Raw genomic sequence first — 25,332 nt, forward strand, 5'->3', positions numbered from 1 at the left:
TAAACGTCTTCCAGCACTCATCGCCTGAAAGACTAGTCAGGATGATGGTGATGATGGTGGTTTAGTTGAATGCTATACATAATTATTTTCCTAGCTAATTACACTATTTGTTATTTGATGTGCTCGTTACTATTAATTTGTATGTATGTAGTAACCAACATTCAGAATTTGTCTGCCTTTCAACCTACATGATTTGCAAAGTGAAAAGCAACCTATTTTTTAATAATAATTTAATTATTTTGTAACCTTTTGTTTTTAATGCTATTTTAATATTTCTCTTATTTACTTAATGTCGCAAGTGAGCGAGTATATAGGGGTATGCTAAAAATTAACGAAATATAAGTAGTATTTATATGTAATGGCGAAATGAAAATTTTATAGCATACTTTAACTAAGCCATTTAAGTAGGGGAGCAAAATGAAACGAATAACCATCGTTGGATTAGGTTGGTTAGGTTTACCACTTGCCGCTGCGTTGCGTGATGCAGGTTATCAAGTTAAAGGGACTAAAACCACCGAAGATGGCGTAGAAGCAGCAAGAATGAGTGGCGTTGATTGCTGTTTAGTGAATTTAACACCCGCAATTGAATGTGATAGAGATGATTTTGATTACTTAATGGAAACTGACGTACTGATCATCACGTTGCCGCCAAGTGCCGCTGGTGGCGGTTATGATTATGTTGAAGCTATTCAAACGTTAGTGGATAGTGCAATGTCTCGCCATGTTACAAGAGTGATTTACATTAGCTCTACTTCTGTATATGGCAATCAAACAGGTAATATCACAGAAGAAATGGATATTCGACCAGAAACACAATCGGCAAAAATGTTAGCTGAAGTTGAAAACTGGTTACATCGTTTACCGTTAACCACTGTTGATATTCTTCGATTAGCTGGGTTAGTTGGCCCAGGTCGTCATGCCGGACGTTTTTTATCGGGTAAAAAACAAGTAAAAGGCGCGCATCAGTGTGTCAATTTAGTTCATTTAGATGATGTGATTTTTGCGGTTGAACAACTGCTTGCACAAAACGAAGGTGGTCATTTATATAATTTATGTGCCCCAATTCATCCTAAAAAGAAAGATTTTTACTCAAGAGTATCCTCTCAACTTGATCTTATTCCCCCTGAATTTGCAGATGAAGAGAAGCCGTTAATACGGGAAATTGACGGTCAGGAGATCTGTCGAGATCTTGGATTCCATTATCATTATCCAGATCCCGACAAAATGCCAATGAATTAACTTATAGGCAGTAATACAACATCACGGAAAATAGATCTTTCACTTAATTGTGCAAACCAGCGCTCAATATGTGGGAAGTGAGGTCTATCTTTACAAACCTCGAGCCATGGATAAACCAGTGGCGCGATAGCGATATCAGCAAGAGAGATTTCATCTCCAGCAAAATAAGTTGTTTTTGCCAGTTGGTTATCTGCAATTTTGATCAGTTTGTTAAGCTTTTCTTTTAATGCTTCAACAAGCTCGGGGTTCTGTTGCTCTTTAGGTGTGCGAACAATCATTATCATCATTTGTTGAATGGGTGAAAATAGGCTGCCATTTGACCAATCCATCCATTTTTCTACATTTGCTCGTTGTTTAGGATCAATTGGATAGAGTGCGTTATTCTCATATTTTGAGCATAAATAACGAATAATGGTATTAGACTCCCATAAAACAAAGTCATCATCTTGTAATGTTGGGATAGAAGCGTTGGGATTCATTGCTAAATAATTTGCTTCATTGAGTCCACCAAATGGACCACCAACATCAATTTGCTCATAAGGTACGTTTAACTCCTTTAAGCACCAAAGAACTTTTTTAACGTTAGATGAGTTTTTTCTACCCCAGACTTTTAACATAAAGGTCTCCTAAACCACGATAAGTAATAAAATTTCCCTCTATAGGGCGTTAAACATGAATATAAGATAAATCTCTATATATCAATGTTGGCGTCTTATTCCAGAAAGCCATATAGTAGGAAAGCTTTAACAAATTGATATAAAAGGGTGATCGGTAATGAAAAAAAATATTCCATCTGTTCTGGGTAAGGTTACCGCGGGAATGGGTTTACTGCTAATTATTTCTAGTCCTTCATTTGCGGTAAATAATCCTGTACCTCCTCAAATAGAGGCAAAATCTTATGTATTAATGGATTACAATAGCGGAAAAATTCTGGCATCGGAAAAACCTGATGAGCGTTTAGATCCCGCAAGTCTGACAAAAATCATGAGTAGTTATGTGGTTGGACAAGCCATCAAAGAAGGGCGGATGTCGCCAGACGATATGGTGATTGTAGGGCGCAATGCATGGGCAACAGGTAATCCGGTATTAAAAGGTTCATCATTGATGTTCTTGAAACCGGGTGATCAGGTCAAAGTTATTGATTTAAATAGAGGTATGGTCATTCAATCAGGTAATGATGCTAGTATCGCATTAGCTGAACATGTTGCGGGTAGTCAGGAAACCTTTGTGGATTTAATGAACTCCTATGCCAAAAATCTCGGTTTAACCAATACACATTTTAAAACAGTCCATGGATTAGATTCTGACGGGCAATATACAACAGCGCAAGATATGGCACTGTTAACAGCGGCTATGATCCGTGATGTACCATCAGAATACGAAATACATAAAGAAAAAGAATTTACATTCAACAATATTCGTCAGCCAAACCGCAATCGTTTATTGTGGAATAAGAATATGAATGTTGATGGCGTGAAAACCGGTCACACGAATGGTGCTGGATATAACCTTGTATCTTCAGCAACTGAAGGTGATATGCGCTTAATTGCGGTTGTTTTAGGAACTCCATCAGATAAAGTCCGTTTTGCTGAAAGTGAAAAATTATTAGGTTGGGGTTTCCGCTTTTTTGAAACGGTAACACCAGTTAAAGAAAATACACCACTAACAACACAAAAAGTATGGTATGGCGATAAAGGTGAAGTGGCTTTAGGTGTAGCTAATGATGCTTCAATCACTATTCCTAAAGGTGAACTGAAAAATTTAAAAGCCTCGTTTACTTTAACCAATCCAGTATTAGAAGCACCTTTAACGCAAAATCAGGTTGTGGGTACAGTTAACTTTTTATTAAACGATGAAGTCATTGAACAACGTCCTTTAGTGGTAAAAGAAGCGGTTGAAGAAGGTGGTTTCTTTAGTCGTATCTGGGATTTTGTGGTTAAAACAGTATCTGGCTGGTTCAACGCTATTTTTGGTTAATTTATCAATAATAGTTTTATCAACGCGTTACTGAGATTTCACCCATAAAGAAAGACTCGTTGTTGTTTTTGTACAAAAAATCCGTAATTGAAATACGATTACGGATTTTTTTGTATTTAATGAAATAAAGAGATTGCACACTTTAGCGTTTATATAAGTCCATCAATCTTCCCTTGATTATCAACATTTACGGCAATGGCCGCTGGTGTTTTCGGTAATCCAGGCATAGTGGTAATAGAGCCTGTCAACACAACAACAAAACCGGCACCTGCTGAAACATACACTTCACGCACATTTATCGTAAAATCAGTAGGGCGACCTAATAACGCGGGATTATCTGAGAGTGAATATTGTGTTTTTGCCATACATACAGGGAAATGGCCGAACCCCATATTTTCTATTTTTTCCAACATATTGCGAGCATGTTGGCTATAGGTCACACCATTTGCTCCATAGATCTCTTTTGCGACAGTATTAATTTTTTCATTAAGCGAGGCATTATCAGGATAAATTAATTGAAATTGGCTATGCTCATTTTCAAGTGTATCAATGACTTGATTTGCTAATTCAATACCGCCTGCGCCTCCTTTTTCCCACACTTTTGTAATTGCAAATCGACAATCTCTATCTAGACAAAATTGCTCTATAAACTGATGTTCTGCAACACTATCAGTAATATAGGCATTAAGTGAGATAATCACAGGTAAGCCATATTTTTTTAGGTTTTCAATATGTTTTTCTAGATTTACAATTCCTTTTTCAAGCGCAACTAAATCTTCATTATTCCATTCGCCTTTACCTAAACCACCGTTGTATTTTAGTGCTTTTGTCGTCACAACAATCACTGCACAATCTGGGCGTAACCCACTCATTCGGCATTTTATATCAAAGAATTTTTCAGCACCTAAATCAGCGCCAAAACCAGCTTCCGTAATAGTGATATCAGCAAGTTGAAGGGCTAATTTTGTTGCTCTCACACTATTGCAACCATGAGCAATATTAGCGAATGGGCCACCATGAATAATTGCAGGCGTATTTTCGAGTGTTTGCACTAGATTAGGGTTAATAGCATCTTTTAACAAACTGGCCATTGCGCCAACAGCTTGTAAATCGTTGGCAGTGACAGGGTTGCCATTGTAAGAATAAGCAACAATGATCTGAGAAAGCCTTTGCTTTAAATCTTGAATATCCTCAGCTAAACATAGAATTGACATAATTTCAGAAGCAACAGTAATAACAAAGTTATCTTCTCTTGTAATACCGTCTTTTTCGCCACCCAATCCCACAACAATATTTCGTAAAGCGCGATCGTTCATATCCATACAACGTTTAAACACGATTTGCTTGGGATCGATATTTAAAGGATTACCTTGATAGATGGAGTTATCAAGCATGGCGGCCAGTAAATTGTTTGCTGACGTAATTGCATGAAAATCGCCAGTAAAATGAAGATTAAGATCTTCCATTGGTACAACTTGAGAATAACCCCCTCCGGCGGCCCCCCCTTTAATACCAAAACAAGGGCCTAATGAGGGTTCGCGTAACGCGATAATGGCACTTTTTCCAATATGGTTAAGGGCTTGCCCTAATCCAACGGTGACGGTTGTTTTACCTTCGCCTGCGGGGGTAGGATTAATTGCTGTGACTAAAACGAGTTTTCCTGTTTTTTTTGTAGCAACTTTAGACCAAATGCTGTGGCTAAATTTAGCTTTGTATTTGCCATAAAACTCGATATCATCTTGATCAATATTTAAATTTTTAGCGATATCTTGAATTGGTAAGAGGTGTGCTTCTTGGGAGATTTGAATATCTGATTTCATTTTAGTTCTCTTTTTTATCCCGTTTCTGATGTCTCTAGTGATCTTTACTCATCAACTGTAGCCAAGGATCTAAATAAGGCCAATAGATTGATTAAGTTGTAATTATTTTCTATTCGATAACGTGTTTATCGTCACACCCTTTAAATAATTTTTGTAACAGACTCCTATCTTTGACATTTTGCTACTTATATTGAGTAAGATTTTTTTTCAATATCGAGTTTTCTTCTACACGTATTTTAACTAAGGATGATAATTTAATCTCATCCAAAAAAGATATTCAAAGAGAAGAGCATCATCCTTTATTTTAGATAATAATAAAAAAGGCGCTGATATCAGCGCCTTATCCATTATAAATATCTGTATTTCGGACTCTCAGGTTTAGTCACAAGAAATTTTAATGGCTAATCCACCTTGAGAGGTTTCACGATACTTAGCATTAATGTCTTTACCTGTTTCGTACATTGTTTCAATGACTTTATCTAAACAAATACGAGGGTCGCTGACACGACGCAAAGCCATACGAGATGAGTTTACGGCTTGTACGGCTGCGATAGCATTACGTTCAATACAAGGAACTTGTACTTGTCCTGCAACTGGGTCGCAGGTAAGCCCTAAGTTATGCTCCATTGCAATTTCTGCAGCAATACAAACTTGCTCTGGGCTACCGCCTAAAAGCTCAGTTAATGCACCCGCTGCCATTGAACAAGCAACACCTACTTCGCCTTGGCAACCTACTTCAGCGCCTGAGATAGATGCATTCATTTTGTAAAGAGAACCAATAACACCTGCGACTAAGAAAAAGCGAGTATAAGAATTTTCATTTACAGGACGAATGAATTTATCGTAGTAAGAAAGTACAGCAGGGATAATGCCACATGCTCCGTTTGTCGGTGCTGTTACAACACGTCCACCAGCCGCATTTTCTTCATTGACGGCAAGGGCAAACATATTGATCCAGTCAACAACAGTCATAGGATCGGTTGTGGTTTTATCTTCTGTTACTAACATACGGCGTAATGCAGAAGCACGGCGCGGTACGCGTAATGGTCCAGGTAATAAGCCTTCGGTATTAACACCACGCTCAATACCGGACTTCATCACTTCCCATACGGCACCGAGATGAGCAGAAATTTCTTCTTTACTGCGCAATGCTAATTCGTTTTGCATCACTAATGCAGATAAAGAGAGGCCTGTTTCTTTACAGTGGCGACGTAAATCAGTCGCATATTGATAAGGATAAGGGACTTGAACCGTATTTTCTTCAGGTTGACCAAAATGCTCTTCATCAACAATAAAACCACCGCCAATAGAATAATAGGTTTTTTTTAATAGAACCTGTTCACCATTATAAGCGGTGATGGACATGCCATTCTCATGGAGGGGTAAATTGCTTTTATGAAAATTCATACCACCATCAACAGGGAAATCTACTTCTTTAATGCCATTTGCTAGCATTAAGCGACCGGTTGCTTCCACTTGTTTAATGAACGGTGTAATAGAATCTATATCAACAGTATCGGGTAAGTTTCCTGCTAATCCCATAATAATTGCCGTATCAGTGGCGTGACCTTTACCGGTTAAAGATAAAGAGCCATAAACATCAACGATAACGCGGGAAACAGAAGAGAGAAGGTTTTTTTCAGCAAGGATATCAACGAATTCTTTCCCAGCTTTCATTGGGCCTACGGTGTGTGAGCTTGAAGGACCGATACCAATTTTAAAAATATCAAAGACGCTAACCATAATATTCGCCTCCCTAATTAATTAAAGGCGCAACTGTGTGATTATTAGAGTGATAAGTGTCAGTTTTGAAGTCTAAATCTGTAATGGCTACTTCCTTTTACGAAAGTAGCCATTAGATGCCTTATTAGCCCATGAAAGAGTTAATTAAGCTATAGAAAACTGCTGAGATTGCGATAAGACCCATGATTACAACGAATACGTTGCTGATATGGCCTTCGTATTTCTTCATCGCTGGTACTTTGCGGATTGCATACATAGGCATCAGGAACAGTAACATTGCGATAATTGGGCCACCTAATGTTTCAATCATACCTAAAATGCTTGGGTTTAATGTTGCAACGATCCACGTTGTAACCAGCATAAACAGTGCAGTGATTTTGTTTAAACGATCTTTTTCGATTGTTTTACCTTTTTCACGCAGTGATTTGATGATTAAACCGTTGAAACCTTCACGAGCACCTAAGTAGTGACCTAAGAAAGATTTAGTGATCGCAACGAAAGCAATAAATGGAGCAATATAAGCAATAACGGGTGCTTCAAAATGGTTAGCTAGGTAAGACAGGATACTGATGTTCTGTGCTTTTGCTTCTGCTAAGTTTTCTGGTGTTAAGCTAAATACACAGCTAAACACGAAGAACATAACAGTGATAACCATCATAATGTGAGCATAAGCTAAAATGCGTGAACATTTTTTCTCAGCGTTTTCACCGTATTCTTCTCGTTTTGCAACAGCAAATGCAGAGATAATAGGCGAGTGGTTGAAAGAGAACACCATAACTGGGATAGCCAACCATAGTGTGACTAACAGACCTTGGCCCATACCTGATGTTGTTGCGTGATCAAAAGAGAGCGTATCAAGGATAGCACTATTCCACTCAGGAATAAGATACAGCGCTAAAACCATCAATACTGCAACAAATGGGAACACTAACACGCTCATTGCTTTAACGATAGCTTGTTCACCAAAACGAATAATCGACATGATACCAAGGATCAGTACCAGTGATAAAATTGCACGAGGTGGTGCAGACATGTGCATTTGGTTCACAATAAAGCTTTCTACTGTATTGGTGATAGCAACACTATAAACCAATAAAATAGGATAAATAGCAAAGAAATAGAGCAGAGTAATCAGTTTACCTGCTGTTTTACCAAAGTGTTCTTCAACAACTTCAGTGATATCTTCACCTGGGTTTTTACCTGATAACACAAAGCGAGCCATACCGCGGTGTGCAAAGAAGGTCATTGGGAATGCAAGAACTAACATAATCAACAGAGGAATTAATCCACCAATCCCTGCGTTGATAGGTAAAAATAGAACACCAGCACCGATAGCCGTACCGTATAAACCTAACATCCATACTGTATCTGACTTACGCCATGCTTTGTAATCACCTTGGGTGTTACCCGATGCGATAGAACCAGCTTTGGTTGTATCCATAATACTCTCCGAAATAACGCGGTAAAAAATAATGAATAAAAATAAGTGTGCGATTTTATTTCTTATCAGAAAAAATCACGACATAAATTTAATTATGAATAAATGAGTGCATTGAGTACCTGGTGTTATCTCAATATCTTCAATTACCACATACTAAAATCTTTAAATTTCAAAAGAATTAGACTCTTTTAAAATTTGAAAAAATATTCGATAAGTTTATATCCAGACTTAAGAGGTGCAGAATATAGTGTTTTTCAGGATAAACTACCGTGATCACCATCTCAAATGCTAAATATAACTGAAAAACCTAAAAATGTAACATTTTTTATATTTTGTGTTTTCAGAGGGGGTTTTTAAAACATTTTGAAATACTTTTCCATTTTTAATTGGTATTAAAAATAAATCTAAATACCTAAATGTTCATATGTTAATGATTAAATTCAGGCTTTTTTATTTCTTATGAAATAAATGATTTAAATCAATTGAGTTATTTTTGTTCACAATCAAAACATTATATTAACATCGTATGTTATTGATATATAAGAATTAATTATTTTATTTTATTTGTGTATAAAACTAGACAAAAGAATATAAAAATAAGGGAATACGATTATTTATTAATGATTTTACTTTATTCTATGAAATAAATATAACAATAACTCAATCATAAGTAGAATATTGTTTATTATTACGGCAATAAATTTGTTAATAAATGAGTTTGATACATTACTATATAGCGAATATAAAAACTTCATTTTGATTAAAATAACAACATATTTATTTTTGGACAAATAATATAATAATAGAGGATATTTTTATTTATATATTAATATATCGAAGTGGAAGTTTACTTAAGTTAAATATAAAAAGACCACAATAAATGTGGTCTTTTTTAATGTAAGAAAGGTTAGGCTTTTGTCCAACCTTTACGAATAGGATAAGCAAAACAGAGCTGATAAAGCTGTTGTACCCATTTTTGGAGTATATCGCCGCCTTTAGACCAAAAGATCTGGCTTAAACCACAAGACAGTAGTGCAACGATAAATGCGCCTACCATATCGATTGGCCAATGCACACCAAGGTAAATACGAGCCCAAGCAATCGCTAGTCCTAAACCCAGCATAATATAACCAATACGTTTACTGTTATGCCAAAACAGATAAGCTAAGGCAATGGTAAAAACAAATGTACCGTGGTTGCTAGGGAATGAAGGTGTTGCATCATGGTCAAGGAAGTTATGGCCAATATTAGCGGCAAACGGGCGTTCATGAGGGGCGATTGCACCAATCAGCCAAGAAATAGAGAGCGCAATACCCAAAGATACAGCTGCTTTACATGCTAATGTTCTTTGCTGGCTAAGATATTTTTCATTACCCCATAGCCAATAGAACGCTAAAGAGAGCGGAAAAAGATAGACAAGGTACTTAGCAATAATAACCGCCATGCCAATTTCGAAAGGTGATGCTGCAGGCGTTGCATTCATCATTGAAAATACGGCTAAATTAAGTTGTTCCAGCAAAGTAAGCTCCATACATGTCGTGCTGATAAGCGATGTTTATGATACATAATACGCAAGTTTTCAAGGGTAAATGAGGGAGTAATAGGGGTAAAGTGTTTTTTTCTTATTTAATTGTGCTTTTTTTAAAAGATTTGTCAGTTTTAGCTCAAATTGACCAAAAACACGCTTAAAAAGAGTATTACGCTTACCGTATTGCCCTCACATTGCTCTTTTTCTTATCTTCAATGAGGAATAAATAAATGTGGCTCCAAAAAAATATTGTACTTAATGCCAAGCCAAGAGGGTTTCATTTAATTACACAAACATTGATCCAAGAATTACCCGAACTAAGACAATACAAAATCGGAATTGCTCACTTTTTTATTCAACATACTTCAGCTTCATTGACGATAAATGAAAATGCCGATCCGACAGTACGAAGTGACTTTGAAAGCTTCTTTAATCAAAGTGTAAAAGAGAATGAAGATTACTATCTTCACACTTATGAAGGTAGTGATGATATGCCAGCCCATATAAAAAGTAGCTTACTTGGGCAAAGCGTCACTATTCCTATTAGCCAAGGTGAACTTAATTTAGGAATTTGGCAGGGGATTTATCTCGGGGAGCACCGTGATCGTGGTGGGCGTCGTCGTATTATAGTGACATTGCAAGGTGAGTGTTATTAGATTGCAGGCAATAAAAAACCCGACAGTTATTTCACCAAAGGGGTTGAAACTATCGGGCTCCTCAATATTTGGGGACATCAAAGAAAAGCAGTGGCACTAATTCAGACTCCGGGTTAGACAGAAAGTTCTCTGACTAATGAAAAAAAATAGAATTATTTTTTGGAAAGAGGGGAATATAAAGAGATAATGAATGAAATAAAAAAGGAAAAGCGCTAAAACATATTGAATATTAAGCTGTTTTAGCGCTTTTTAATTAGTTGTAGATGCCTAAATTTTCTTTAGCATATGCTTCAAAATCTGTGCAACCACCAATGTGTTTCTCATCAATGAAAATTTGTGGCACAGTTTCAACTTCTTTACCGACGGTTTTAGATAAATCAGCTTTTGTAATTCCTTCAGCTTGGATATCTACATAGCGGAAATCAAAATCGTCACGTTTTTCAGCCAGAGTTTCAGCCAGTTGTTTAGCACGTACACAATATGGGCAACCCGGACGACCAAAAATAACAACAAACATACGACACTCCTTATTGAGGAAATAAAATTCAGGCATAATAGTCTTTATTGTTTGATACTATGCCCTTTTATTAGACTAAACAAAAACAGTTATTGCCTTTTAGTGTAATAAATTATACCAATTTGCCGAATAATGAGATAGGACTGCGATACAGCATTTAGCGGAGAAAATATGGAAAAGCCTTCTAAACGGGATATGAAATCACTGTCTGATATGCCAAAACCCATCATAATCATAGAGATCGTGGGGATTATTTTATTAGTAGTTGCTTACTTATATATCAATCAATATATCACCTCTCCGCAGTGGTTAGGCACCTACACAGGGCAATTAACTCTGATTGTTCTAGGGGTTATCTGTATGATCCCACCTTCTATTCATATTGTATGGCGGGCGATTTATCGTTTAACGTTTTTAGGTATTGATAACAATCTTGCGAATAATAAAAAGAAAAAAGAGAATAACAAAGAATAGCGTACTGTTTTTTCTCAACAAAGCATGAAAAACTAAGAAAACCCAATTTGTAAATTGGCTTAATTTTCTTAGTTTTTCTATTTATTAGTGCCTTCAAGATAGAAAAAGTGGCAAAATAGCCTCAATGCCAAAAGGCACTCTTTTCTTTAGCGCGTAAAGGTTATTTGAATGAACGCTGTTGTTACCCCCGATCTGGATCAGCTAAAATCTTGGCTTGATGAACTACAGATTGCTTATTATGAATGTGACTCTTGTCAGGCGTTACATTTACCACATCTTCAATATATCAGCGGCATATTTGACGCTAAAATTGATATTCTTGAAGATGTGCTTGTATTTACCGCTATCGCTGAATTAAAACCCTCAGCAATAGTGCCTTTAATGGCCAATCTTAGCCAAATTAATGCAAGTTCTTTGTTTATTAAAACATTTTTAGAAATTAGTGATGAAAACTTACCTAAATTAGTATTCTGCCAGTCATTCCCTGTTGCTGCGGGGATCTCACTGAATCAGTTTGATCTGTTCTTACAAAAAGCAGAAGAACAATCGGCTGAAGTTGTCAGTGAAATTTTTAATAATGGTTTCTTGTATGGTGAAAAACAAGAAAGCGAAAATGAAGAAGATGAAGAAGAAGTTGAAATAAGTAGTTCATCAACGGACTCCTCCTATACTGTACATTAATATTAATCTCCATAACGGTCTCAAAATCTTATGCAATGCGCACGATTTAGTGCGGGTGATTGTCATTCTTGTGAATGGCTTTCTCTTGCTTATTCTGAACAAATCAAGAAAAAACAGCACAGCTTATTAGCATTACTACCTGAAAATTATTCTTTTGATAAATTAGCGCCTGTTGAAAGCCGACAAGCGCAATTTCGTAACAAAGCTAAAATGGTAGTTAGTGGCAGTGTTGAAAAACCAGTATTAGGCCTAAAAACACGAGAGGGTGTGGCCGTCGATTTATGTGAATGTCCTCTTTATCCTGACTCATTTGTACCTATATTCCCGATTTTAAAAACATTTATAGCGATAGCAGGATTAGTACCTTACGATATTGAGCGTCGTCGTGGCGAACTTAAGTTTATTTTATTAACCGAAAGCAGAAGCAATGGCTCGATGATGTTGCGTTTTGTTTTGCGTTCAGAAAAAAAATTAGAACAACTTTATAAAGCACTTCCGTGGTTACAAGAACAATTGCCTCAATTAGCTGTTATCTCTGTGAATATTCAACCTATTCATATGGCTATTCTTGAGGGTGAAAAAGAGATTATTCTGACTGAAAAAACATTTTTAGATGAATCTTTTAATCAAATTCCATTACATATTCGCCCTAGAGGTTTTTTTCAAACTAATCCAGAGGTCGCTTCATCACTTTATGCAACGGCAGGTCGTTGGGTAAGAGAATTAAATATCTCACATTTGTGGGATATGTTTTGTGGATCAGGAGGTTTTGGATTGCATTGCGCAGATAAATCAACCCAATTGACAGGAATTGAGATCAGTCCTGAAGCAATAGAATGTGCGCGTTTATCTGCTCATGAATTAGGATTAGAGCATGTTGAGTTTCAAGCCTTAGATTCAACAGGTTATGCATTAGCTAAAGAGTCAGTACCTGAATTAGTGCTTGTTAATCCGCCAAGACGGGGGATCGGTGAGGCACTGTGTGGCTATTTAAATAAAATGAAACCTCGCTTTATTCTGTACTCTAGTTGTAATGCTCAAACCATGGCAAAAGATATCCAGCAACTTTCTCATTATCGTATTGATAGAGTGCAGTTGTTTGATATGTTTCCTCATACTGCTCACTATGAAGTGCTTACATTATTGGTATTACAAGACAGTTAAGATATTCATTACAAAATAGGTAATGGGTGTTAGTATAAATAAGTATTTAACGCTCGATGGATAACATCGGGCGTTTTCTTTTTTGATTAGATAGGCATTCTATTTTATGCAGAATTTAAAAGCGTTGTTATTAGTGATGGTGCTATTAGGGCCATTAGGGATCGATCTCTATTTACCGACCATACCTGCTATTGCTCAAGACTTAGAAAGTAGTGAATCCCTTATTCAATCGACTATCGCTTTATTTATTTTAGTGTTGGGGATAGGGCAACTTATATCAGGGCCTTTGGTGGATAGGTTTGGTCGTAAACCTATCGCTATTGTTGGGATCTTTATCTATATTGTAGGTTCTATTATTGCTACGATCTCAACAGACTCAACACTTTTTATTATTTCACGATTATTACAAGCGTCTGCGGTGTGTTGTACTTCCGTTGTGGCTTTTACCTGTGTTCGTGACTGCTTTAATGGTAATGATGCTGCTCGTGTTTTCGGCTTTTTAAATGGTACTTTAAATATTATTCCCGCACTCGCACCCTTATTAGGTGGATTATTGGCTGAGTATTGGGGGTGGCGCGCACCTTTCGGATTTTTAATTTTCTATTCAGTATTTGTGCTAGTTTTGATCACTCGTTTCTTACCTGAAACTAAGCCTGAAAATACAGCTCAATCAAAACAGAAATTAGGTAAAACATACCTTGAGATTTTGTGCAGTAAACGTTTTTTAACTTTTGCCCTAGTGAATGCAGGCACAATGGGAATGGCATTAACTTATGTTTCATTTGCCCCTATTGTTTTGATGAATGATGCGAAACTATCACCGCTGATTTTTTCCATTGTTTTTGGTGTAAATGGTTTTTGGATAATGTTTGTTAGTTTTTATGTAAACCGTGTGATCCACCGTGTTGGCAGACCAATTTGTTTGATCTTAGGAGGCGGATTAATGGGATTAGGCAGTGTGAGCTTGTTATTAAGCTTAATGTTTATTCCTGCTGGAATACAAAACCATTGGCTGATTTATATGCTCCCTGTAGCAAGTGCTTGTGCCGGATTAGCCTTTATTATGGGGCCTGCGACAAGTTATGCACTTGAGCCATATTCGCAAACGGCAGGTATTGCCTCTGCTTTAGTTGGTTTTATTCAAATGGCAGGCGGTGCTGCTTTTGGTTTAACGGCACTGGCATCACCAGTACAACCTAAATTAGCGTTAGCCGTTGTCATGTTAATTGGGAGCTTGTTGGCATGGAATGCATATCGAGTAAGCCATAAAGAAGCATCAATAGAAAAGCTGGCGACACAAGAATAGAGCCATTATTTGCTATTATTTATTCAGCAATAAAAAATACCCCAGAGTGAAAAAATTCTGGGGTGTTTTTTTATCGGCAGCTTGGTTTACGTATTTTTAATTACGATGTTCAAACTCTAAGGCTTTTTTCTCAATCAATCTCATTAGAAGTGTCAGTATTCCGTTGATGCCTAAATAAATAATGCCTGCAGCAACAAAGACCATCACATCATAACTTTGACCAAATACTTGCCGGCTATAACCAGTTAATTCAAGCAAAGTGATCGTACTGGCGAGTGAGGTACTTTTAAATATTAATACAACTTCGTTTGAATAGGATGAAAGCGCACGTTTAAATGCATAAGGCAATATTACTCTTGCCGTTTGCACTGGTGACATACCTAATGCTTGGCAAGATTGCCATTGTCCTGAAGGAATAGCTCTTACTGCACCATAGAAAAGTAAGGTTGAATAAGCGGCACTATTTAATGCTAATGTGACCATGGCACAAAACCAAGGTGTTGATAATAACTCCCAAATCATAGGGAATTTTTGCAACACAGGAAATTGTCCCGGGCCATAATAGATTAAGAAAAACTGCACTAATAACGGTGTACCGGTAAATAAGGTGATATATGCCTTTACAATTTGAGTAATAACAGGTGTTTTTAATGCCAAAATAAATGTCATTAAAACTGAAAGTGTAAATGCTACCAATAAAGCCACTAATGTTAATGACAAGCTGGTTGGTAATCCCGGTAAAATATCAACAATATAATCCCACATTATGAGGCACTCCGTTCAAATCGAGTTGTTCTCATTTCTAACCATTTCAGGATATATTGACTGACCAGCGTAATGGCTAAATAAATCAGTGCAACAATACTATACCAAGTAAAAGGTTCTTGGGTTCTATTAGCTATACTTTGTGTTTGTAACATTAAATCATTAACACTGATTAATGAGACTAAAGCCGTATCTTTTAATAAAACTAACCACTGATTACCTAAACCGGGTAAAGCATGACGCCACATTTGAGGCATAATAAAGCGGAAGAAAATAGTAATCCGACCCATACCTAATGCTTGGCCGGCTTCCCATTGGCCTGTTGGTACCGCTTTTAAGGCGCCACGTAATGTTTGTGAAGCATAAGAAGCATAAAGAAGTGAAAGGGCGATAACACCACAATAGAAAGGTAGAGATTCAGTATCACCAAAATCTATTTGTAAGGTGAAAGAACCTAATTCAATGCCATCCATTAAGATCATGACACCTTGTAAGGTGCCATAATAGACAAAAAGAACCACCAGCATTTCTGGTAGTCCTCTGATTAGTGTTACCCAGCATGTTCCTAAGAAAGCAAAGGCTTTCCATCTCGCGGATTCCCATGCTGTAAACAACATGGCGAGAACTAATCCAATGATAAGAGCAGAAATAGCAAGTGAGACCGTAGTAACGGCCGCACCTGCTAGAGTTGTTATTTCATTCATTTATTAAGCTATTATTGTTATTCAAACCATTTTTTATAAATGACATCATAAGTGCCATCAGCTTTTACTTCAGCTAATGCTTTGTTCAATTTATCTTGTAAATCAGCATTGCCTTTTCTTACTGCGATCGCAAGGCCTGTACCAAAATAGTTAGGATCTGCAACTTTATCGCCTACAATACCTAATTCAGGATTTTTTTTCAGCCATTCATTTACAACTGCAGTGTCACCAAAGATAGCTTCAATACGACCATTTTTAAGATCTAATACTGCATTTTGGTAACTGTCATAAGGAACAGTTTTCATTTCTTTGTGTTGCTCATTGACGAATTTCTGATGGGTTGTCCCATTCTGAACACCAATTTGTTTGCCTTTTAAGCTAGCAACATCAGAGATTTTACCTGTTACTGTAATAAATACAGCGGAGTTATCATAGTAAGAATCCGTGAAATCAACTTGTTTTTGACGCTCAGGGGTAATATCAATACCCGCCATTAAGGCTTCAAAACGACGGAATTTTAGACTTGGAATTAAGCTATCAAAAGACTGATTGGTAAAGGTACAATCTGCATTAATTTTTGCACACATTGCATTAGCGAGATCAACATCAAATCCTACAATTTGGTTATTGGCATCAATCATTTCAAAGGGCGGATATGTTGCTTCAGTGGCAAAACGGATTGTCTCTTTCTCAGCCGCAGTTGCAGAAAGTGTAATACTGGTCAGAAGTGCCGCAAATAATATTTTTTTCATTGTCTGATCCCGATTTAGTGTGACAAGTAATTAGCAAAAGCTTCCGTTTGTGGAGCTGTGAAACGATAGTTATCACCTTGCTCTATAATACGGCCGTTTTCCATATATACAACTTTGCTCGCGGCTTTGCGTGCAATTTCAACTTCATGGGTCACAATCACTTGTGTAATACCCGTTTCAGAAAGCTCTTTAATAATATCAACAACTTGAGCTGTAATTTCAGGATCTAATGCCGCTGTCGGTTCATCAAATAAGAGAACTTGAGGCTCCATCATTAATGCTCTTGCAATGGCAACACGTTGTTGCTGTCCACCCGATAAATGTAGTGGGAAGCGTCCTGCATAATCACTTAAACGTAAACGCTCAAGTAACTTCATCGCTTTTTCTTTAGCCTGCGGTTTTGATAAACCTAATACACGACAAGGTGCTTCAATTAAATTATCAATAACTGTCAAATGCGGCCATAAATTATATTGTTGAAATACCATGCCTACATTTTGGCGTAATGAACGAATTGCCTTTGCGTTAGGCTGTTGGCTAAAGTCAAAATGTAGACCCGCAATTTCTAATTCGCCTGAACGTGGCATTTCTAATAAATTAAGAACTCTCATTAATGAGCTCTTACCTGCACCGCTTGGCCCTAATAGAACCATTGTTTCACCAGCAGAGCATTCCAGATTAATATCATAGAGTGCTTGGTGCGAACCGTAGAAACAATTTATGTTTTTTAATTGAATACTCATGCGTTTTTTCTGAATAGTCATTAACTAGTTCGAATAATAAAACGGTAAGAATAATTATGCAACTAAAACTGCATAATAAAGTGGTTTTTTTACGTAAAAATGGGTAATAAGGCTATTTTTTTTCACTGTTAGGTGAATTTTTATCCAGTTTGTAAGCGTTAGTACTTATCGTTTTAGCCATACCTTTGAAAATAAATAAGTGTGCAGGCATCATCGCAAACCAATAAAGTAATCCACTAAAACCGGCAGGATGCCACCAAGCACGAACATCGATTGAACGAAGGTTGCCACTATCATGGATAGTAAAAGAAAGACGACCTAAACCGGGTGCTTTCATCCCAAATAATAAGGTAAGTTGTTTTTCTGGCTCTAGTTTGATCACTCGCCAGCCATCAATCATATCACCAAGCTCTAATGTGTCTCTGGGCGGTCGGCCATAAGTCACTTTATTTCCGACTATATCATCCATGATGGCGCGGGTTTTCCATAGCGCGTTACCATAAAAGTAGCCTTGTTCACCGCCAATCTGTTGTACTGTATGCCAAAGAGATGCAGCGCTAGCGGGTGTTGAGACAGTACAACCTGCATTTTTAGGGTAATAACCGTACCCCGGTTTCCAGCGATTACGAACCGCTGGAGAATATCCCCAATCCTGATTATCTAAAGCTGCTTCTTCATCAGCCAATGTTTCTTTTACTGCGTCATCAAATTTAATTAGGGATTGAGGAATAAGTTCGCGTAAAGGAGCATCGTTGGCTGGAAGATCATGTTTTAACCCTTGAATAAGCTCTTTAGCAATGGAAGTTGGTACGGACGTTATCATACTGATAAAGCCCGCAGAAATAAGACTGCCCGGCATAGGTAAGGGGATCAAGACACGCTTTTTACCTGAAATTTTAATAAAGCGCTCAAAAAGAGTTTGATAGCTAATATATTCGGGGCCACCAGCATCAAAAATACGATGTTGATGTGTGGGATGATGGATAATTTCTGTTAAATAGTGAATTAAGTTTTTTAAGGCAATAGGGGAAGATTTTGAACGAACCCAGCGTGGGGGCGTAAGAATAGGGAGGTTATAAACCATATCACGCATAATTTCAAAGGCGGCGGAGCCTGGGCCGACAATCATTGAGGTACGAATTTCAGTCACAGGGATCGCACTCGTTCTTAATACCTCACCTGTGAGTTTTCGGGCAATGAGATGGGGAGAATATTGCTGATCTTCATGTTGTAAGGCACTTAAAAAGATAATTTGTTTAACTTCTGTACCTTCTAATGCGTCTACAACATTAATTGCCGCTTTACGCTCTTGTTCAACTAAATTATGTGCATCGCCCATGCTATGGACAAGGTAGTACACGATATCAGTATCATGCATGACTTTGCTTAAGGTTTCTGGATTGTGCAAGTCCACAAAAATACAGCGTGTATTTTCCCAACCTTGAGACATCATCCAGTCAACTCTGCGCGCTCCCGCAGTGACTTGATGACCTTGTTTTATCAGAGCTGGAATAAGATTTTGACCAATATGACCACTTGCACCAAGTACTAATACACGCTGTTGATTCATTGTTAATCCACTGTAAAAAGAGAACGTTATTGTTCTATTGTTACTGATTTTTCTATGAAGTAAAGAAAGCCATTAATATTGGGGTGATTAAACTTAACACAAATCCATGCACAATAGCCGCAGGCACAATGGCAACACCACCACTTCTTTGTAAAACAGGTAACGTAAAGTCCATGGAAGTTGAACCACAAATCCCTAATGCTGTATTTCTATAACGATTAACAATGATAGGTATAAGCATAATTGCCGCTAATTCACGCATTAAGTCATTGAAAAACGCAGTACTACCAATAACAGGACCAAATGCATCGGTAAGTACAATCCCAGATAAAGAGTACCAACCATATCCAGATGCAATGGCTAATCCCATTTTCATTGGTAATCCTAGTAAATAAGCAGCTAAAGCACCACCTGCAAGCGCACTTACCCCCATGACGACAGCAACGGTTGTTCCTCTGCGGTTAATTAAAATTTGTTTTGGGCTCATTCCGCTATTACGCAATTGTAATCCGACTAACCACAGCAAGAAGATAAGTGCACCTTGGCTGGCATGAGATGCATAATGAAAAATTGACCAGCCTGTTAAGCCAACAAAAAAACCGACAACAACGACACCGCATAATTGTAACGATTCAAGAACCATTTTTATGCGTGATGGTGGCTTAGATTGCTTATGTGCAGGGACATGCCAAGGATCTTTTTTATCCAACAACCATAAAAATAGTAAATTTGCACCAAAGGTACATAAAAAGAAAACGCTGGCATAAGCAAGAATAGAGACTAAATTTTCACCAATATTATCTAACATGGCTAAACTGACGCCCATTAGAAATAGGATAACGTAGACCATCGCACTAAGTAGGCGATTTGCCAAATGAAGTAATGGGCGATTGTTTAACTTAATCAAATACCCTACAAAAAGTGGAAGTAGGATAATCAATAACCCTGATAACATTTCTATTCCTTACTGAGTGCACTCAAATTATAAAACAAACTAATAACGTGACTTGTATTATAACATTTACTTATGTTGTTGTGGATACAGAAGCTGAGATAAATCTAAAATTTTTATTGAAGGCATGAGCCTAACATGTTTATCAATAAGTGGCTTTAATTGTTTGAAAAGCGAACGATTTGGGTATATATCGAATAGTTGAGTAAATTTTATTACGACACTCTTTAACTGTGATTTAATGAAAATATTCATTAAGTGAAATTATTGGCAGATTAAGCATAAAATTAAGGTAGGAAGAATAAAAAACATAGCTTAGTCGTAACTAACGAGGGGATTTATGTATTTAGAAAGAGTGGAAATAGTTGGATTCCGTGGACTTAATCGTCTTTCACTACCTCTTGATATGAATACAGTTTTAGTGGGTGAAAATGCGTGGGGTAAAAGCTCATTACTTGATGCGTTAACACTCAGCTTGGGTATTGAAACCTATCAATATGCATTTACACCTGATGATTTCCATCGTCTGCCGAATGAGTCGGAAGAAAATAGTAAAAAAACCCTACAAATTATTCTGACATTTACTGAATCACGCCCTGGACGACATCGTTCTTATCGTTTCCATAAAATAGCACCTGTATGGGTTGCAAATGGTGATGAGCTAAAACATATCTATTACCGCATCAGTGCAGAATTAGATGAACAAAAGAATGTAAAAACATTTCGCTATTTTCTTGATAAAGAAGGAAAGCAAATTCGCTTACCTAATGGGCAAACTCAAGAAATCATTGCAGAGATTGTTAGGCTTTATCCTGTTCTTCGCTTGCAAGATGCGCGTTTTGTTCGTGATCTTACCTCTGACGTTATCGATCCTCATAAGGATCCTCATCGAGAAGCGTTTAATAATAAAATGAGTGAGTTAACCAAGGCATTAGTCAAAAATCCAGACGAGTTGTCAGATGAGGATTTACGTGAAGGGCTAGATGCCATGCAACAGCTATTAGGGCACTATTTTGCCGACCATGGTTCGTTGTTGTTTAAATCACATGCTCGTCATCGCAAAGTCAATGAGCCTCATGTGCGTGGCTGGCATGCGTTAGAAAATATTAATAAGGTGTTGGCAAAACCAAATCAACGAAGTATTCGATTAATTATCTTAGGCATGTTCTCCTCTATATTACAGTCTCGAGGTAGCGTTGCATTAGATCCTTATGCAAGGCCTATTGTCATTGTAGAAAACCCTGAAACACGTTTGCATCCTATTATGCTTTCAGTGGCTTGGGGCTTACTTAATCTTTTCTCACTACAACGGATAACAACGACTAATTCAGGTGAGTTACTGTCACTAGCACCATTAGAAAGTGTGTGTCGTTTAGTGCGTGATACTGACAAAGTAGCTGCTTATCGCGTTGGTAATCAACAATTACATTCAGATGAAGAACGACGCATTTCATTTCATATTCGTTATAACAGGCCGTCTGCACTTTTTGCTCGTTGCTGGCTATTAGTTGAAGGTGAAACGGAAATTTGGCTAATGAACGAGCTGGCAAGACAATGTAATTATTTTTTTGAAGCCGAAGGAATAAAAGTTATTGAATTTGCGCAATGTGGACTTAAGCCATTATTAAAGTATGCAACATATATGGGAATAGAATGGCATACCTTAGTGGATGGTGATGAAGCGGGTAAGAAATATGCCGCAACTGTTAAAGATTTTGCATCAAAAAGCAATGATGCTGAGCGTGATAGATTAACAAAACTTCCCGCCTTAGATATGGAACATTTCTTATATAAAGAAGGCTTTCGTAATGTGTATCATGATGTTGCAGGTGTGCCTGATAATGAAAAATGGCCAACCCGACGTGTGATTATTAAAGCTATCCAACGCTCATCAAAACCTGATCTCGCACTAACGGTAGCTAACAATGCTGCTCAACGAGGAGTAGACTCCATCCCCTCCATACTGAAAAGTATGTTTTCTCGTGTTGCATGGCTTGCTAGAGGCAAAGCAAATTAGGCCGTTATAGCAAGAAAGATAAACGCACGAGATCAATGTAGATTCTATTTAGCGATGAAGGTGAATATCATCGCTAAAGTTTTTTATGGCTTATTAAATTGTTATGTTTAGGAAGGATATTGTATGGCTTTTTTATCTTTAAAAAAGCGCGGGAGAGTGCTCACCCTTATTTTAATTACGTTTGCTATTGTCGCCTATTTTTTTTGGCCGAAAGAAAATGTACCGTCATATCAAACACAAATCATTACGAGAGGTGATCTGTCAAAAGAAGTGACAGCAACAGGTAAGCTTGATGCCGTGCGTAAAGTTGATGTGGGCGCGCAAGTCAGTGGCCAATTACAAACTTTGTTTGTGAAAGAGGGTGATGCGGTTAAAAAAGGTGATTTATTAGCGATTATTGATCCAAAAAAAGCGCAAAATGAAGTCACTGAATCGCAGGAAACCAACAATGAGCTTAGAGCGAATCTTCAACAAGCACAGGCCGAATTACGTTTAGCGCAACTTACATATCAACGTCAGTTAAAGTTGATTGGTACACATGCAATTGCACAAGATGAGCTTGATCGTACTAAAACGGATGTTGATGTTAAAAAAGCGCGCATTATTACCTATGAAGCGCAAATTAAAAAGAATCAAGCGACCTTAGATACAGCGAAAACTAACCTCCAATATACACGTATCACAGCACCTATGGATGGTATTGTGACGTTTATTAAAACCCTAGAAGGTCAAACCGTCATTGCGGCGCAAGAAGCACCAACGATTTTAACTTTAGCCGATTTAGATACGATGTTGGTAAAGGCGGAAGTATCTGAAGCAGATGTTATTTATTTAAAACCTGATCTTAATGCTTCTTTTACAGTGTTAGGTGCGCCTGATAAAGCCTTTAGTGGCAAGTTAAAAGATATTCTGCCAACGCCTGAAAAAATTAATGATGCTATTTTCTACTATGCCCGTTTTGAAGTACCTAATGAACAACATTTACTACGTTTACAAATGACCGCGCAAGTTAAAATTCTTATCGAAAATAAGAAAAATGTACTCCTCATACCACTTTCTGTTTTAGGCGATGATGCTGGTATTAATGAATATTACGTTGATGTTTTAGTTAATGGTCAGCCAGAAAAACGCACGGTAAAAATAGGTATGCGTACTGATGTTTATGCTGAAGTTCTCAGCGGATTAAAAGAGAACGATGCGGTTATTCTGGGTGAAACTTCAGGAGATGCATAATGCCAGCATTATTAGAACTCAATGAGGTTAGTCGCACATATAGCAATGGTGAAGAAGAAACTGTTGTTCTTAATAAAGTCTCATTAACGATTAATGCGGGTGAAATGGTCGCTATTATGGGGGCGTCGGGCTCTGGTAAATCGACCTTAATGAATATCTTAGGATGTTTGGATAAACCAAGTAGCGGTGAATATAAAGTTGCAGGTCAAAGTGTTGCACAAATGGAAGGTGATCAACTTGCAGCATTACGTCGTGAACACTTTGGATTTATTTTTCAACGCTATCATTTAATGGCACACTTAAGTGCAGAGCAAAATGTTGAAATTCCAGCCATTTATGCAGATAAAAATGCCACTCAACGTAAAGAAAGAGCGCGTGAATTATTAACTCGTTTAGGATTAGGTGAGCGAGTTAATTATCGACCTAATCAGCTTTCTGGCGGTCAGCAACAACGTGTAAGTATTGCGAGAGCGTTGATGAATGGAGGCGAGGTCATTCTTGCTGATGAGCCTACTGGCGCATTAGATAGTCATTCTGGTAAAGAAGTAATGGCTATTTTGAAGCAATTAAATGAACAAGGACATACAGTTATTATCGTAACGCATGATCCTTTAATTGCAGAACAAGCTGAACGAATTATCGAAATAAAAGACGGTAAGATTATTAGTGATAACCGTCATCAAACAACGATACATAAAGTTAAAAAAGAAACGACAACGGTTTTAACTTCCTCCTATTTTGGCCAAATTGTAGGGCGCTTTACTCAAGCACTAGAAATGGCTTGGCGTGCCATGGTTGTTAATAAAGTACGCACATTATTGACAATGCTCGGCATTATTATAGGGATCGCTTCTGTCGTAACGATTATTGTCATTGGTGATGCTGCAAAAAGTATGGTGCTTTCTGATATAAAAGCCATTGGTTCGAATACCATTGATATTTATCCGGGGAAAGATTTTGGTAGTGATTCCCCTGAAGACAGACAATCATTAACACTACAAGATGTCTTCGCTTTAAAGCAGCAACCTTATGTGCAAGCGGTCACACCACAAGTGCAATTTAGTACTCGATTACGCCGTGGAAACCAAGACTCTCCAGCCTCTGTTGCGGGTGTGAGTGAAGATTATTTTATTGTATATGCTATGAAGTTTTCACAAGGTCGCTCATTTACTCAAGATATGATCCTGCGACAAGCGCAGGTTGTTGTGATTGATGAAAATACTCGCCATCGATTTTTCCCGGTTAAGAAAGATGTGATTGGTGAGCAAATTATTATTCGCAATATTCCTTCTACGATTGTTGGGGTTATTGCAGATAAAAAATCAGCTTTTGGTAATGGGCAGTCATTACGTGTTTGGGTGCCTTATAGTACGTTAAATAGTCGTATTTTAAATCGCTCATATCTTGATAGCATTACGGTAAGAGCAATAGAAGGTTATGATGCCAGTGTAGCAGAGCAACAAATGATCCGTTTGCTCACGATCAGACATGGTAAAAAAGATATTTTCACTTATAACCTTGATAGTTTTATTAAAGCGGCTGAGAGTACTACGCAAACAATGCAATTATTTCTTACACTTGTCGCCGTTATTTCATTAGTAGTTGGTGGCATTGGTGTTATGAATATTATGCTAGTTTCTGTGACTGAAAGAACGCGAGAAATTGGTATTAGAATGGCGGTTGGTGCGAGAGCAAGTGATGTGATGCAACAGTTTCTCATTGAGTCTGTGCTGGTTTGTTTAGTTGGGGGAGTGTTAGGAATTGCTCTTTCGTTTAGTATCGCAATGATTGCAAGCGTAATGTTACCGGATTGGCATTTTGTCTTCCAACCTATTGCATTAATCAGTGCTTTTATTTGTTCAACTGCTATTGGGGTTATTTTCGGATTTTTACCTGCAAGAAGTGCCGCAAAAATGAATCCTATTGATGCATTAGCAAGAGAATAATTCAAACAATAAGATAAAAGCCCTCAAGTATATAAAGGGCTTTTATTTGAATGAATTAGGTATCATTCTTGACTGAAAATACCCGATTTCATTGGGCAAAATGT

General features: G+C 37.4%; 22 protein-coding genes and 1 other annotated feature (1 of these 23 only partly in view). Of the genes, 10 read left to right on the forward strand and 12 right to left on the reverse strand.

Annotated elements, in window-relative coordinates; genetic code table 11:
- Window positions 1–57, reverse strand: a sequence feature (His leader region) (it extends 74 nt beyond the left edge of the window).
- Window positions 58–417: 360 nt separating this feature from the next.
- On the forward strand, window positions 418–1,239 hold the full coding sequence (locus ABN256_RS09370) for an SDR family oxidoreductase (RefSeq protein ID WP_072069707.1): 822 nt from the start codon (window positions 418–420) through the stop codon (window positions 1,237–1,239).
- Here ABN256_RS09370 and ABN256_RS09375 read toward each other — a convergent pair.
- Window positions 1,236–1,856: a glutathione S-transferase family protein gene (locus tag ABN256_RS09375; RefSeq protein ID WP_196553361.1), complete on the reverse strand. Its 621-nt coding sequence runs from the start codon at window positions 1,854–1,856 to the stop codon at window positions 1,236–1,238. The two genes, ABN256_RS09370 and ABN256_RS09375, sit on opposite strands and share 4 nt — an antisense overlap.
- A 157-nt stretch (window positions 1,857–2,013) precedes the next feature.
- Here ABN256_RS09375 and ABN256_RS09380 point away from each other — a divergent pair, with 157 nt between their 5' ends.
- Window positions 2,014–3,216 carry a serine hydrolase gene (locus tag ABN256_RS09380; RefSeq protein ID WP_072069705.1) on the forward strand — a complete coding sequence of 401 codons (1,203 nt, stop codon included), beginning with the start codon at window positions 2,014–2,016 and terminating at the stop codon, window positions 3,214–3,216.
- A 149-nt stretch (window positions 3,217–3,365) separates the two neighbouring features.
- Here the strand turns inward: ABN256_RS09380 and ABN256_RS09385 are convergent, their stop codons facing one another.
- The 4 genes from ABN256_RS09385 to ybjG all read right to left on the reverse strand — a co-directional run bounded on the left by ABN256_RS09385 (window position 3,366) and on the right by ybjG (window position 9,739).
- Window positions 3,366–5,036, reverse strand: coding sequence for a formate--tetrahydrofolate ligase (locus ABN256_RS09385; RefSeq protein WP_349439410.1), 1,671 nt, complete (start codon window positions 5,034–5,036; stop codon window positions 3,366–3,368).
- A 378-nt stretch (window positions 5,037–5,414) separates the two neighbouring features.
- On the reverse strand, window positions 5,415–6,779 hold the full coding sequence (locus tag ABN256_RS09390; protein ID WP_349439411.1) for an L-serine ammonia-lyase: 1,365 nt from the start codon (window positions 6,777–6,779) through the stop codon (window positions 5,415–5,417).
- Window positions 6,780–6,903: 124 nt separating this feature from the next.
- Complete coding sequence (locus tag ABN256_RS09395; protein ID WP_072069703.1) at window positions 6,904–8,220, reverse strand: HAAAP family serine/threonine permease; 1,317 nt, start codon at window positions 8,218–8,220, stop codon at window positions 6,904–6,906.
- A 907-nt stretch (window positions 8,221–9,127) separates the two neighbouring features.
- Entirely contained in the window at window positions 9,128–9,739 is a 612-nt protein-coding gene (gene ybjG, locus ABN256_RS09400) for an undecaprenyl-diphosphate phosphatase (RefSeq protein WP_072069702.1), read from the reverse strand.
- 239 nt (window positions 9,740–9,978) lie between these two features.
- Between ybjG and ABN256_RS09405 the strand changes: the two genes are divergently transcribed.
- Complete coding sequence (locus tag ABN256_RS09405) at window positions 9,979–10,404, forward strand: secondary thiamine-phosphate synthase enzyme YjbQ (RefSeq protein WP_196553358.1); 426 nt, start codon at window positions 9,979–9,981, stop codon at window positions 10,402–10,404.
- Between the two features lie 253 nt (window positions 10,405–10,657).
- Here ABN256_RS09405 and ABN256_RS09410 read toward each other — a convergent pair whose 3' ends face one another.
- Complete coding sequence (locus ABN256_RS09410) at window positions 10,658–10,921, reverse strand: GrxA family glutaredoxin (protein WP_036938187.1); 264 nt, start codon at window positions 10,919–10,921, stop codon at window positions 10,658–10,660.
- Window positions 10,922–11,092: 171 nt separating this feature from the next.
- Between ABN256_RS09410 and ABN256_RS09415 the strand changes: the two genes are divergently transcribed.
- From ABN256_RS09415 to ABN256_RS09430, 4 genes are all read left to right on the forward strand, one after another.
- Entirely contained in the window at window positions 11,093–11,395 is a 303-nt protein-coding gene (locus tag ABN256_RS09415) for a YbjC family protein (protein ID WP_072069700.1), read from the forward strand.
- A 168-nt stretch (window positions 11,396–11,563) separates the two neighbouring features.
- A complete protein-coding gene (locus tag ABN256_RS09420; RefSeq protein WP_072069699.1) occupies window positions 11,564–12,076 on the forward strand; it encodes a type III secretion system chaperone family protein in 513 nt (170 codons plus the stop codon).
- Window positions 12,077–12,106: 30 nt separating this feature from the next.
- A complete protein-coding gene (gene rlmC / locus ABN256_RS09425; RefSeq protein WP_349439412.1) occupies window positions 12,107–13,240 on the forward strand; it encodes a 23S rRNA (uracil(747)-C(5))-methyltransferase RlmC in 1,134 nt (377 codons plus the stop codon).
- Window positions 13,241–13,346: 106 nt separating this feature from the next.
- Window positions 13,347–14,546, forward strand: a complete 1,200-nt coding sequence (locus ABN256_RS09430; RefSeq protein ID WP_349439413.1) for a multidrug effflux MFS transporter — start codon at window positions 13,347–13,349, stop codon at window positions 14,544–14,546.
- Between the two features lie 96 nt (window positions 14,547–14,642).
- Here the strand turns inward: ABN256_RS09430 and artM are convergent, their stop codons facing one another.
- The 6 genes from artM to ABN256_RS09460 form a co-directional block, all read right to left on the reverse strand.
- The gene (gene artM / locus ABN256_RS09435; RefSeq protein WP_196553355.1) at window positions 14,643–15,311 is read right to left on the reverse strand and encodes an arginine ABC transporter permease ArtM; all 669 of its coding nucleotides are present in this window, start codon (window positions 15,309–15,311) and stop codon (window positions 14,643–14,645) included.
- On the reverse strand, window positions 15,311–16,015 hold the full coding sequence (artQ, locus tag ABN256_RS09440) for an arginine ABC transporter permease ArtQ (protein WP_072069696.1): 705 nt from the start codon (window positions 16,013–16,015) through the stop codon (window positions 15,311–15,313). The genes artM and artQ overlap by 1 nt, the downstream gene beginning before the upstream one ends.
- A 17-nt stretch (window positions 16,016–16,032) precedes the next feature.
- On the reverse strand, window positions 16,033–16,767 hold the full coding sequence (gene artJ / locus ABN256_RS09445) for an arginine ABC transporter substrate-binding protein (protein WP_349439414.1): 735 nt from the start codon (window positions 16,765–16,767) through the stop codon (window positions 16,033–16,035).
- A 14-nt stretch (window positions 16,768–16,781) separates the two neighbouring features.
- Complete coding sequence (gene artP, locus ABN256_RS09450; protein ID WP_072069731.1) at window positions 16,782–17,510, reverse strand: arginine ABC transporter ATP-binding protein ArtP; 729 nt, start codon at window positions 17,508–17,510, stop codon at window positions 16,782–16,784.
- A 112-nt stretch (window positions 17,511–17,622) separates the two neighbouring features.
- A complete protein-coding gene (locus tag ABN256_RS09455) occupies window positions 17,623–19,080 on the reverse strand; it encodes a DUF2867 domain-containing protein (RefSeq protein WP_196553354.1) in 1,458 nt (485 codons plus the stop codon).
- A 52-nt stretch (window positions 19,081–19,132) separates the two neighbouring features.
- Window positions 19,133–20,035 carry a LysO family transporter gene (locus ABN256_RS09460; RefSeq protein ID WP_072062825.1) on the reverse strand — a complete coding sequence of 301 codons (903 nt, stop codon included), beginning with the start codon at window positions 20,033–20,035 and terminating at the stop codon, window positions 19,133–19,135.
- Window positions 20,036–20,372: 337 nt separating this feature from the next.
- Between ABN256_RS09460 and ABN256_RS09465 the strand changes: the two genes are divergently transcribed.
- The 3 genes from ABN256_RS09465 to macB all read left to right on the forward strand — a co-directional run bounded on the left by ABN256_RS09465 (window position 20,373) and on the right by macB (window position 25,228).
- Window positions 20,373–22,049: a DUF2813 domain-containing protein gene (locus tag ABN256_RS09465; protein ID WP_196553353.1), complete on the forward strand. Its 1,677-nt coding sequence runs from the start codon at window positions 20,373–20,375 to the stop codon at window positions 22,047–22,049.
- Between the two features lie 123 nt (window positions 22,050–22,172).
- The gene (gene macA, locus ABN256_RS09470) at window positions 22,173–23,282 is read left to right on the forward strand and encodes a macrolide transporter subunit MacA (protein WP_197269386.1); all 1,110 of its coding nucleotides are present in this window, start codon (window positions 22,173–22,175) and stop codon (window positions 23,280–23,282) included.
- Window positions 23,282–25,228 carry a macrolide ABC transporter ATP-binding protein/permease MacB gene (gene macB, locus ABN256_RS09475; protein ID WP_349439415.1) on the forward strand — a complete coding sequence of 649 codons (1,947 nt, stop codon included), beginning with the start codon at window positions 23,282–23,284 and terminating at the stop codon, window positions 25,226–25,228. The genes macA and macB overlap by 1 nt, the downstream gene beginning before the upstream one ends.
- Window positions 25,229–25,332: the final 104 nt, after the last annotated feature.

The sequence above is a fragment of the Proteus sp. fly-1008 genome, assembly GCF_040140305.1.
Classification (GTDB): Bacteria; Pseudomonadota; Gammaproteobacteria; order Enterobacterales; family Enterobacteriaceae; genus Proteus; species Proteus vulgaris_B.

Coding starts and splice junctions, on each gene's coding strand:
- ABN256_RS09370 (WP_072069707.1), top strand. CDS start 418: ATGAAACGAATAACCATCGTTGGATTAGGTTGGTTAGGTTTACCACTT.
- ABN256_RS09375 (WP_196553361.1), bottom strand. CDS start 1,856: ATGTTAAAAGTCTGGGGTAGAAAAAACTCATCTAACGTTAAAAAAGTT.
- ABN256_RS09380 (WP_072069705.1), top strand. CDS start 2,014: ATGAAAAAAAATATTCCATCTGTTCTGGGTAAGGTTACCGCGGGAATG.
- ABN256_RS09385 (WP_349439410.1), bottom strand. CDS start 5,036: ATGAAATCAGATATTCAAATCTCCCAAGAAGCACACCTCTTACCAATT.
- ABN256_RS09390 (WP_349439411.1), bottom strand. CDS start 6,779: ATGGTTAGCGTCTTTGATATTTTTAAAATTGGTATCGGTCCTTCAAGC.
- ABN256_RS09395 (WP_072069703.1), bottom strand. CDS start 8,220: ATGGATACAACCAAAGCTGGTTCTATCGCATCGGGTAACACCCAAGGT.
- ABN256_RS09405 (WP_196553358.1), top strand. CDS start 9,979: ATGTGGCTCCAAAAAAATATTGTACTTAATGCCAAGCCAAGAGGGTTT.
- ABN256_RS09410 (WP_036938187.1), bottom strand. CDS start 10,921: ATGTTTGTTGTTATTTTTGGTCGTCCGGGTTGCCCATATTGTGTACGT.
- ABN256_RS09415 (WP_072069700.1), top strand. CDS start 11,093: ATGGAAAAGCCTTCTAAACGGGATATGAAATCACTGTCTGATATGCCA.
- ABN256_RS09420 (WP_072069699.1), top strand. CDS start 11,564: ATGAACGCTGTTGTTACCCCCGATCTGGATCAGCTAAAATCTTGGCTT.
- rlmC (WP_349439412.1), top strand. CDS start 12,107: ATGCAATGCGCACGATTTAGTGCGGGTGATTGTCATTCTTGTGAATGG.
- ABN256_RS09430 (WP_349439413.1), top strand. CDS start 13,347: ATGCAGAATTTAAAAGCGTTGTTATTAGTGATGGTGCTATTAGGGCCA.
- artM (WP_196553355.1), bottom strand. CDS start 15,311: ATGTGGGATTATATTGTTGATATTTTACCGGGATTACCAACCAGCTTG.
- artQ (WP_072069696.1), bottom strand. CDS start 16,015: ATGAATGAAATAACAACTCTAGCAGGTGCGGCCGTTACTACGGTCTCA.
- artJ (WP_349439414.1), bottom strand. CDS start 16,767: ATGAAAAAAATATTATTTGCGGCACTTCTGACCAGTATTACACTTTCT.
- artP (WP_072069731.1), bottom strand. CDS start 17,510: ATGAGTATTCAATTAAAAAACATAAATTGTTTCTACGGTTCGCACCAA.
- ABN256_RS09455 (WP_196553354.1), bottom strand. CDS start 19,080: ATGAATCAACAGCGTGTATTAGTACTTGGTGCAAGTGGTCATATTGGT.
- ABN256_RS09460 (WP_072062825.1), bottom strand. CDS start 20,035: ATGTTATCAGGGTTATTGATTATCCTACTTCCACTTTTTGTAGGGTAT.
- ABN256_RS09465 (WP_196553353.1), top strand. CDS start 20,373: ATGTATTTAGAAAGAGTGGAAATAGTTGGATTCCGTGGACTTAATCGT.
- macA (WP_197269386.1), top strand. CDS start 22,173: ATGGCTTTTTTATCTTTAAAAAAGCGCGGGAGAGTGCTCACCCTTATT.
- macB (WP_349439415.1), top strand. CDS start 23,282: ATGCCAGCATTATTAGAACTCAATGAGGTTAGTCGCACATATAGCAAT.